Source organism: Streptomyces sp. NPDC037126, assembly GCF_055605965.1.
In genome coordinates, this window is the sequence record NZ_JBVJTD010000029.1 from 72,085 (window position 1) to 80,410 (window position 8,326).

General features: G+C 71.9%; 4 protein-coding genes and 1 pseudogene. 2 read left to right on the forward strand and 3 right to left on the reverse strand.

What is annotated here, in order from left to right; all coding sequences use genetic code 11:
* The first annotated feature begins 455 nt into the window (after positions 1-455).
* Positions 456-4,709, forward strand: a complete 4,254-nt coding sequence (locus ACZ7FF_RS38885; RefSeq protein WP_470818677.1) for a HAMP domain-containing protein — start codon at positions 456-458, stop codon at positions 4,707-4,709.
* Positions 4,669-7,179: a SpoIIE family protein phosphatase gene (locus tag ACZ7FF_RS38890; protein WP_470818678.1), complete on the forward strand. Its 2,511-nt coding sequence runs from the start codon at positions 4,669-4,671 to the stop codon at positions 7,177-7,179. Before ACZ7FF_RS38885 ends, ACZ7FF_RS38890 begins: the two co-directional genes overlap by 41 nt.
* Before the next feature lie 4 nt (positions 7,180-7,183).
* On the opposite strand, the gene ACZ7FF_RS38895 is transcribed toward ACZ7FF_RS38890, so the two are convergent.
* The 3 genes and pseudogenes from ACZ7FF_RS38895 to ACZ7FF_RS38905 form a co-directional block, all read right to left on the reverse strand.
* On the reverse strand, positions 7,184-7,609 hold the full coding sequence (locus ACZ7FF_RS38895) for an ATP-binding protein (protein ID WP_470818680.1): 426 nt from the start codon (positions 7,607-7,609) through the stop codon (positions 7,184-7,186).
* A gap of 311 nt (positions 7,610-7,920) precedes the next feature.
* Positions 7,921-8,094 (reverse strand): CsbD family protein, encoded by a 174-nt coding sequence (locus tag ACZ7FF_RS38900; RefSeq protein WP_470818681.1) that lies wholly within the window; start codon positions 8,092-8,094, stop codon positions 7,921-7,923.
* Between the two features lie 114 nt (positions 8,095-8,208).
* Positions 8,209-8,326, reverse strand: a pseudogene (locus tag ACZ7FF_RS38905) (pyridoxal 5'-phosphate synthase glutaminase subunit PdxT); the annotation flags it as partial.

The window sequence follows — 8,326 nt, forward strand, 5'->3', positions numbered from 1 at the left end:
CGTCGCGCGCGGCGGGACGACCGGCGTTCCTCGCGGACCGTCACTGCGCGCTCGCCCTCCGCCCGGTGCCGCGTCGCTCACTCTCGGTGCTCCCTTTCGAGGGTGGCACGGGTGCCCCCGCTCCGCGCGCTCGAAACGGAGCCGGGCGGCGCGGCTCCGTCCGCTCGCGCCGGCCGGAGCGGCGGCGGAGCCGGGCCCCCGGGCAAACCCACTTGAGTACCCGGCTCCTGCGATCCCATACCTGCCCGCCTCCGGAGAGCCCCATGATCACCGAAGATGGCCGATTGCTTTGTCCCGGGCCGTGCGGGTGGGTTAGCCTGCGGCGTATTTCTCTCATTGACGCAAATCCGTGAACTGCGGAAATGCACACACCAGTCGCCGGGTCAGGCCGCGTGCCCGGCAATGGTTCCGAGCCCTTCGCACGAGGGCTCTTGGGGAGCGGAACGAGGGTGCGCATGGCCGGCAAGGCGACCGGGACGATCGACGCGGTCCCGGGTGACGAGGAACTGAGACGACTGCTCGCGGGACTCACCGCGGTGCGGGACGGAGACTTCGGCACCCGGCTGCCCGCCGACTCGCCAGGACTTCTGGGCGACATCGCCACCGTGTTCAACGGCATGGTGGACCAGTTGTCGGTGTTCACCTCCGAGGTGACCCGGGTGGCCCGCGAGGTGGGCACCGAGGGCACGCTCGGCGGACAGGCACAGGTGCCGGGGGTCTCCGGCACGTGGGCCGATCTCACCGACTCCGTCAACGCGATGGCGGGCAACCTCACCACACAGGTCCGGGACATCGCCCAGGTCGCCACCGCGGTGGCCAAGGGAGACCTGTCCCAGAAGATCGACGTCGACGCGCGGGGCGAGATCCTTCAGCTGAAGGAGACCGTCAACACGATGGTGGACCAGCTGTCGGCGTTCGCGGACGAGGTGACCCGCGTGGCCCGCGAGGTGGGCACCGAGGGACGCCTCGGCGGACAGGCCCAGGTCCCCGGCGTCGCCGGTGTCTGGCGCGATCTGACGGACTCCGTGAACTTCATGGCGGGGAACCTGACCGCCCAGGTGCGCAACGTCGCCCAGGTGACGACGGCGGTGGCGCAGGGCGACCTGTCGCAGAAGATCACCGTGGACGCGCGCGGCGAGATCCTGGAGCTGAAGAGCACCATCAACACGATGGTCGATCAGCTGTCGGCGTTCGCGGACGAGGTGACCCGGGTGGCCCGCGAGGTGGGCACCGAGGGCAGGCTCGGCGGTCAGGCGGACGTCAAGGGCGTCAAGGGCACCTGGCGTGACCTGACGGACTCCGTGAACTTCATGGCGGGGAACCTGACCGCCCAGGTGCGCAACGTCGCCCAGGTGGCCACCGCGGTGGCGCAGGGCGACCTGTCGCAGAAGATCACCGTGGACGCGCGCGGCGAGATCCTGGAGCTGAAGAACACCATCAACACGATGGTGGACCAGCTGTCCGCGTTCGCGGACGAGGTGACCCGGGTGGCCCGGGAGGTCGGCACCGACGGGCGGCTCGGCGGCCAGGCGCAGGTGCGCGGGGTCGCCGGCACCTGGAAGGACCTCACCGACAACGTCAACGTGATGGCCTCCAACCTCACCGGCCAGGTCCGCTCCATCGCCCAGGTCGCCACTGCCGTCGCCAAGGGCGACCTCTCCCAGAAGATCACCGTCGAGGCCAAGGGCGAGGTCGCCGCCCTCGCGGACGTCATCAACACCATGGTCGACACCCTGTCCGCGTTCGCGGACGAGGTGACCCGGGTGGCCCGCGAGGTCGGCACCGAGGGCCGGCTCGGCGGCCAGGCGCACGTGCCCAACGTGGCCGGCACCTGGAAGGACCTCACCGACAACGTCAACTCCATGGCCAACAACCTCACCGGCCAGGTCCGCAACATCGCGCTGGTGACCACCGCCGTCGCCAAGGGCGACCTGTCGAAGAAGATCGACGTGGACGCGCGCGGCGAGATCCTCGAACTGAAGACGACCATCAACACGATGGTGGACCAGCTGTCGGCGTTCGCCGACGAGGTCACCCGCGTGGCCCGCGAGGTGGGCACCGAGGGCCGGCTCGGCGGCCAGGCCGAGGTCGAGGGCGTCTCCGGCACCTGGAAGCGGCTCACCGAGAACGTCAACGAACTCGCCGGGAACCTGACCCGGCAGGTGCGCGCCATCGCCGACGTGGCCAGCGCGGTCGCCGAGGGCGACCTGACGCGGTCCATCACGGTCGACGCCTCCGGCGAGGTGGCCGACCTCAAGGACAACATCAACTCCATGGTGGAGTCGCTGCGCGAGACCACCCGGGCCAACCAGGAACAGGACTGGCTCAAGACCAACCTGGCCCGCATCTCCGGCCTGATGCAGGGCCACCGCGACCTGCCCGTCGTCGCCGAGCTGATCATGGACGAGCTGGTGCCGCAGGTGTCCGCGCAGTACGGCGCCTTCTACCTCGCCGAGGACGGCGAGTCCGGACCCGAACTCCGGCTCGTCGGCGCCTACGGCCGGCCCGAGGAGGACAGCCGGCCCGTCCGCATCCCCTTCGGCCGCTCCCTGGTCGGCCAGGCCGCGCGCAGCCGCCGCACCATCGCCGTGGACGAGCTGCCGCCCGGGTACGTCACCATCTCCTCCGGGCTCGGACACATCGAGCCCACCGCCCTGTTGCTGCTGCCCATCCTCTTCGAGGAGCAGGTCCTCGGCGTGATCGAGCTGGCCTCGGTCACCCGGTTCGCCCCGATCCACCGGGACTTCCTGCAACAGCTGGTGGACACCATCGGCACGAACGTCAACACCATCGTGGCCAACGCCCGCACCGACGAACTGCTCGAGGAGTCGCAGCGCCTGACCAGCGCGCTGCGGTCGCGCTCGGCCGAGTTGCAGGCACGGCAGGAGGAGCTGCAGAGCTCCAACGCCGAACTGGAGGAGAAGGCCTCGCTGCTCGCCGAGCAGAACCGCGACATCGAGGCGAAGAACCTGCAGATCGAGCAGGCCAGGCAGGAACTGGAGGCGCGCGCCCAGCAGTTGTCGCTCGCCTCGAAGTACAAGTCCGAGTTCCTCGCCAACATGAGCCACGAGCTGCGCACCCCGCTCAACAGCCTGCTGATCCTCGCCCAGCTGCTGGCCCAGAACCCCTCCCGCAACCTCACCCCGAAGCAGGTCGAGTACGCCGGCATCATCCACTCGGCCGGCTCCGACCTGCTCCAGCTGATCAACGACATCCTGGACCTGTCCAAGGTCGAGGCCGGCAAGATGGACGTCACACCGGAGCGCGTCCCGCTGCGGCAGCTCATCGAGTACGTCGAGGCCACCTTCCGGCCGATGACCTCGCAGAAGAGCCTGGACTTCACCGTCACCACGGCCCCCGGCGCCCCCGCGGACCTGCTCACCGACGACTCCCGGCTGCGGCAGATCCTGCGCAACCTGCTGTCCAACGCGGTGAAGTTCACCGAACAGGGCGGTGTCGAACTGCGCGTGGAGCCCGCCGCCGACGACGAGGTGCCCGCGGGCGTGGTGCGCGGCGGCGCGGTCGTCGCCTTCCGGGTGATGGACACCGGCATCGGCATCCCGGAACAGCAACTGGAGACCATCTTCGGCGCGTTCCAGCAGGCGGACGGCACCACCAGCCGCAAGTACGGCGGCACCGGTCTCGGGCTGTCCATCACCCGGGAGATCGCCCATCTGCTCGGCGGCGCCGTCAGCGTGGACAGCACCCCCGGCAAGGGCAGCACCTTCACCCTGTTCCTGCCGGTGGCCCGCCCGGACTTCGAGACCCATCTGCGCGGCGGGCACCCGCTGCCCCCGCGGGACGAGCCGGCCCAGCTGGAAAGCGTCGACACCAGGTCCGGTGTGGCGCTCGCCCTCGGGCAACGGCAGCGCCCGCGCCGCCTGCTGGTAGTGGAGGAGCGACCGCGCGGCCTGCTCACCCTCGTCGCCGAGAGCGTGGTCGGGGATCTCGGGCAGGGCCGACCCGACGGCACCGGTACGCCCGTCGACATCATCACCGCGGTCGGCGCACAGGAGGCGGCCGGCGCACTGGCCGCCGAGCCCTGCCACTGCGTCGTGGTCGAACTGGGCGCCCCGGACGGGGAGTCGGCCCGTTTCCTGCACGCTCTGCGCGGCGACTCGGCCCTCGCCAGTGTCCCGGTGCTGGTGCACGGCTCGCACCGCACCGACCACCTCGGGGAGGAGCCGGGCGGCTCACTGGAGTACCTGTTCAGCCTGGACGACCTGCGCGAACGGATCGCCCTGCACCTGTCCGCCGAGGAGCCCGGCGAGGTGCTCACCCTGGTCCGCGGCGACGAACCGCAGCTCACGGCGCCGCATCTGATCGACGAACGCACCCGTGACCGTACCGTCCTCGTCGTCGACGACGACGCCCGCAACCTCTTCGCGCTCAGCGGCATCCTCGAACTGCACGGCTTCCGCGTGCTGCACGCGGAGAACGGCCGCAAGGGCATCGAGACGCTGGTGAAGAACGCGGACGTCGAACTCGTGCTGATGGACGTGATGATGCCCGAGATGGACGGGTACACGGCCACGGCGGAGATCCGCAGAATGCCGCAGTACGCCGACCTGCCGGTCATCGCGGTGACCGCGAAGGCGATGCAGGGCGACCGGGAGAAGAGCCTCGCCTCCGGCGCCAGCGACTACGTCACGAAACCGGTGGACACCCATGACCTCATCGCCTGCGTCCGGCGCTGGCTCCCCGCATGAGGACGTCACGACCCGCCCGCCCGTCCGCCGGCCTAGGAGCGACCACCCGGTGAGCACCGACGAAGCACTGCCTGCGGCTTTGCCGGCCGACGTGCCCGTGCAACTGCCGTCCGCCGAGGCGGTGTCGGCCGACGTCCGGGGCGACTCGCCGGTGGGCCGGCTCGCGGCCACCGTGGAGCGCCTGCGCCGCGAGGTGCGGGCGGCGCAGGCGGAGGCCGAGGGCCGGGCGCTGATCGAGCTGGCGAAGGGCATCCTGGTCGAACGCCTCGGCTGCGGCCCCGCGCAGGCCGCCCGCCAGCTCACCGAGCTGACCGACCAGGCGCAGGTCACCCCGCTGGAGCTCGCGGTCGACGTGATCAACCAGGCGGCCCGGGACCGTGTCTCGGAGGTGACCGAGGCGTTCCTGACCGTCGCCGCGGACACGGCCGGGCCCGCCGCGGAGTCCGCCGCCGTGCGGCTGCGCGCCGCCGAGAGCGGCGTCCTCGCCGCACAGGACACCCAGGCGATGGCCGACTCGCTGCTCGGCCACGCCCTGCGGCCGCTGGGCGCGGTCGCCGTGGCGATCTGGGCCGCCGGTCCGGACGGCTCGCTGACCCTGGCGGGCAGCGCCGGTTTCCCGCAGGGCGAGGCGGCCCGCTGGCGCTACGTCCCGCCCGACGTGGCCACGGTGGCCCGGCGCGGTCTGGCCGGCCCCGACGGCCAGTGGCTGCCCTCGCTCGCCGGGTCCGGACTGCCGACGATCGGGCGCCGGGAGTACGCCGAGGGCGCGCGGATCGCCGTACCCGCCGGTGCGGGCGGCCGTATCCAGGGCGTCCTGGAGATCGCCTGGGCCAAGCCCGAGGAGCCGCTGCCCCGCCCGGTGGTGCGGCAGATCGAGGCGCTCGCCGAGCTGTGCGCGCACACCCTGGAGACCTTCGCGCTACCGTCCGACAGCGGGCAGGGGCCTCGGCCGCTGCCGGACGTGGTGGAGCTGATGGACCTGTCGGACGGGCTGCACGACCCGGCCCTGGTGCTGGTCCCGCACCTCGACGACGCCGGGCAGCTCGTCGACTTCCGCATCCAGCACGTCAACGGCCGGTTCCTGGACCCCGCGGGCCGGTCGCGCGCGGTCGTCAACGGCGCGCTGCTGCTGGAGGCGTACCCGATGGCGGCCGGCGACAGCGAGCTGTTCCAGCGCGTGGAGCGGGTCTACGCGACCGGCGAGCCCTTCCGCGCCCGCCGGATGCGGCTGCCCTCCCTGGTCGACCAGGTGCCGCTGTCCACGGTCGCCGACATCAGCATCAGCCGGCACGGCTGCGCGGTGCTGCTGATCTGGCGCATCGAGGACGAGACCGCCCGCCTGGCCAGCCTGCTCCAGCACGCCCAGCGGCTCGGCCGGATCGGCGGCTTCGAGGAGAACGTGCTCACCGGCGAGATCACCTGGAACGGCCAGCTGTTCGGCCTGTACGGCCGCCCGTCCACCACCTTGCCTGTTCCCCTGGAGGAGCTGCCCGCCCACGCCCACCCCGACGACGCCGTCTCCATCGGCCGTTTCCTGCGCACCCTGATGCACAACCGCAGGCCCGCGTCCGCCGCCTTCCGGCTGCAGCGCCCGGACGGCGTGACCCGGCACATGCGCGTGGTCGCCGAACCGGTCCTCGACACCGACGGCCAGCTGCTCGTGGTGCGCGGCGCCTACCAGGACATCTCCGCCCAGCACTGGACCGAGGTCGCCCTCGCCGCCACCCGTGACCAGCTGGCCCACACCGAGCAGCAGGCCGACGAACGCAACCGTCTCGCCCTGCAGCTCCAGCACGCCATCATGCCGCCCACCCAGGCGCCCCTGCAGGTGCCGGACCTCCAGGTGGCGGTGCGCTACCGGCCCGCCGAGACCGAGCAGCTGGTCGGCGGCGACTGGTACGACGCCGTCGTACTGCCCTCCGGTCTCGTGCTGCTGTGCGTCGGCGACGTGGCGGGACACGGGATCGAGGCCGCGACCAGCATGGTCGTGCTGCGCAACGCGCTGCGCGGCCTGGCGGTGACCGGCGCCGGTCCGGCCCAGTTGCTGTCGTGGCTGAACATCGTGGCCCACCATCTGACGGGCGCCGTCACCGCGACCGCCGTGTGCGGCCTGTACGACGGGGAGCGGCGCACCCTGCGCTGGGCGCGGGCGGGGCATCTGCCGCCGGTCCTGGTGCGGGCGGGGGAGGCCACCGCGCTGCCCAGGCTCAAGGGCCTGCTGCTGGGCGCGCTGCCCGAGGCCCGGTACGAGGAGGGCGAGGTGCAGCTGGCGCCGGAGGACACCCTGCTGATGTACACCGACGGCCTGATCGAGCGGCGGGACCGTTCGGTGGAGGAGTCCCTGTCCCATCTCGTGGACACGGCCCGCTCGGCCCCCCGGACCCTGGACAAGCAGCTGGACCGGCTGCTCACCTACAGCAGGTCGGACACCGACGACGACACCTGCATCGTCGGCATAAGGGTCTCCTGACCGCTCAGCCGACCGCGGCGGCGGTCAGCGGCACGATGGCGGTGACGCGCTTGCCGTGCCCCGGCCAGGACACGTCGAGCTTCCCGGCGAGCATCGACACCAGATGCAGCCCGTGGCCGCCGACCCGCGCGGGGTCGGGCGGCGGCTGCCGCGGCGGCTCGGCCGAGGTGTCCGTCACGGTGATGCGCAGCGCCCTGGCGCCGGGCAGCAGTTCCAGGAGCAGGGCGCAGGGGCCCGGCGCGTGTTTGGCCGCGTTGGTCACGAGTTCGCTGACGACGAGCTGGGCGTCCTGTACGGAGCGCCGCAGGGGTGCCGGGCGCGCCCTGGCGAGCAGGGTCGCGACGGCGTCTCGCGCGTCGCCGATGCTGGATACGCCGGTGTCCCAGGTGCGGCTGTAGCGCAGGGCCGTAGGGCGGACCTTAGTCGTCACGTGCGTCCTGAGCGGGATGTCCATACCTCGTCGCCCTTTTCCTGTGGGGGCAGGGGTTCCTTCCTGCGATGACGGCGGCTCGTGCCGTTCCTCTGCTCGGCTACCCCCTGGCCCGTCGATCAAGGGGACGTCCGCGAGGAATCCTCCGGTTGCACACGAATTCCAGATGGGTCGGTGCCGGTGCCGCGGTGCGGCCGGCGTCCCGGCGGCCGTGTGCGGGCAGCGGAACGGGTCCCGGAAATCCGGTGATCTCCGGGACCCGTTCCGATCGGTCGCTCCAGTCGGCGTCATCGCCGGTGGAGCGGGGGGGGTCAGTGCTTGAAGGCGTCCTTGGTCTTTTCCTTGGCCTGGCGGGCGTCACCGCGCGAGCGCTCCATACGGCCCTCGGCCTCCATGCGCTCGTTGCCGACGGTGCGGCCCGCGGCCTCCTTGGCCCTGCCCTTGGCCTGCTCCGCCTTGGCCTTCGCCTTCTGGTTGCCAGCCATGGGGTTTCACATCCCAACGTCTTCGTGGTGTCTGGTCCACATCCGGTTTGCCGCTGCGGCACCGTCCAAACCTCCGGAAACCGGACCCATCGCTCCGCCCCGGGGCGGTCCATGACCCGCGGCCGCGGCCATCTCGGCGAACAGGGCGTGCACGCGGTGGTCGCCGGTGAGTTCCGGGTGGAACGAGGTGGCGAGCGCGTTGCCCTGGCGGACGGCGACGATGTGGCCGTCG

What these genes read in the sequence shown, in the direction of transcription:
- ACZ7FF_RS38890 (WP_470818678.1), top strand. Translation starts at nt 4,669, where the DNA reads ATGACCTCATCGCCTGCGTCCGGCGCTGGCTCCCCGCATGAGGACGTC.
- ACZ7FF_RS38900 (WP_470818681.1), bottom strand. Translation starts at nt 8,094, where the DNA reads ATGGCTGGCAACCAGAAGGCGAAGGCCAAGGCGGAGCAGGCCAAGGGC.
- ACZ7FF_RS38885 (WP_470818677.1), top strand. Translation starts at nt 456, where the DNA reads ATGGCCGGCAAGGCGACCGGGACGATCGACGCGGTCCCGGGTGACGAG.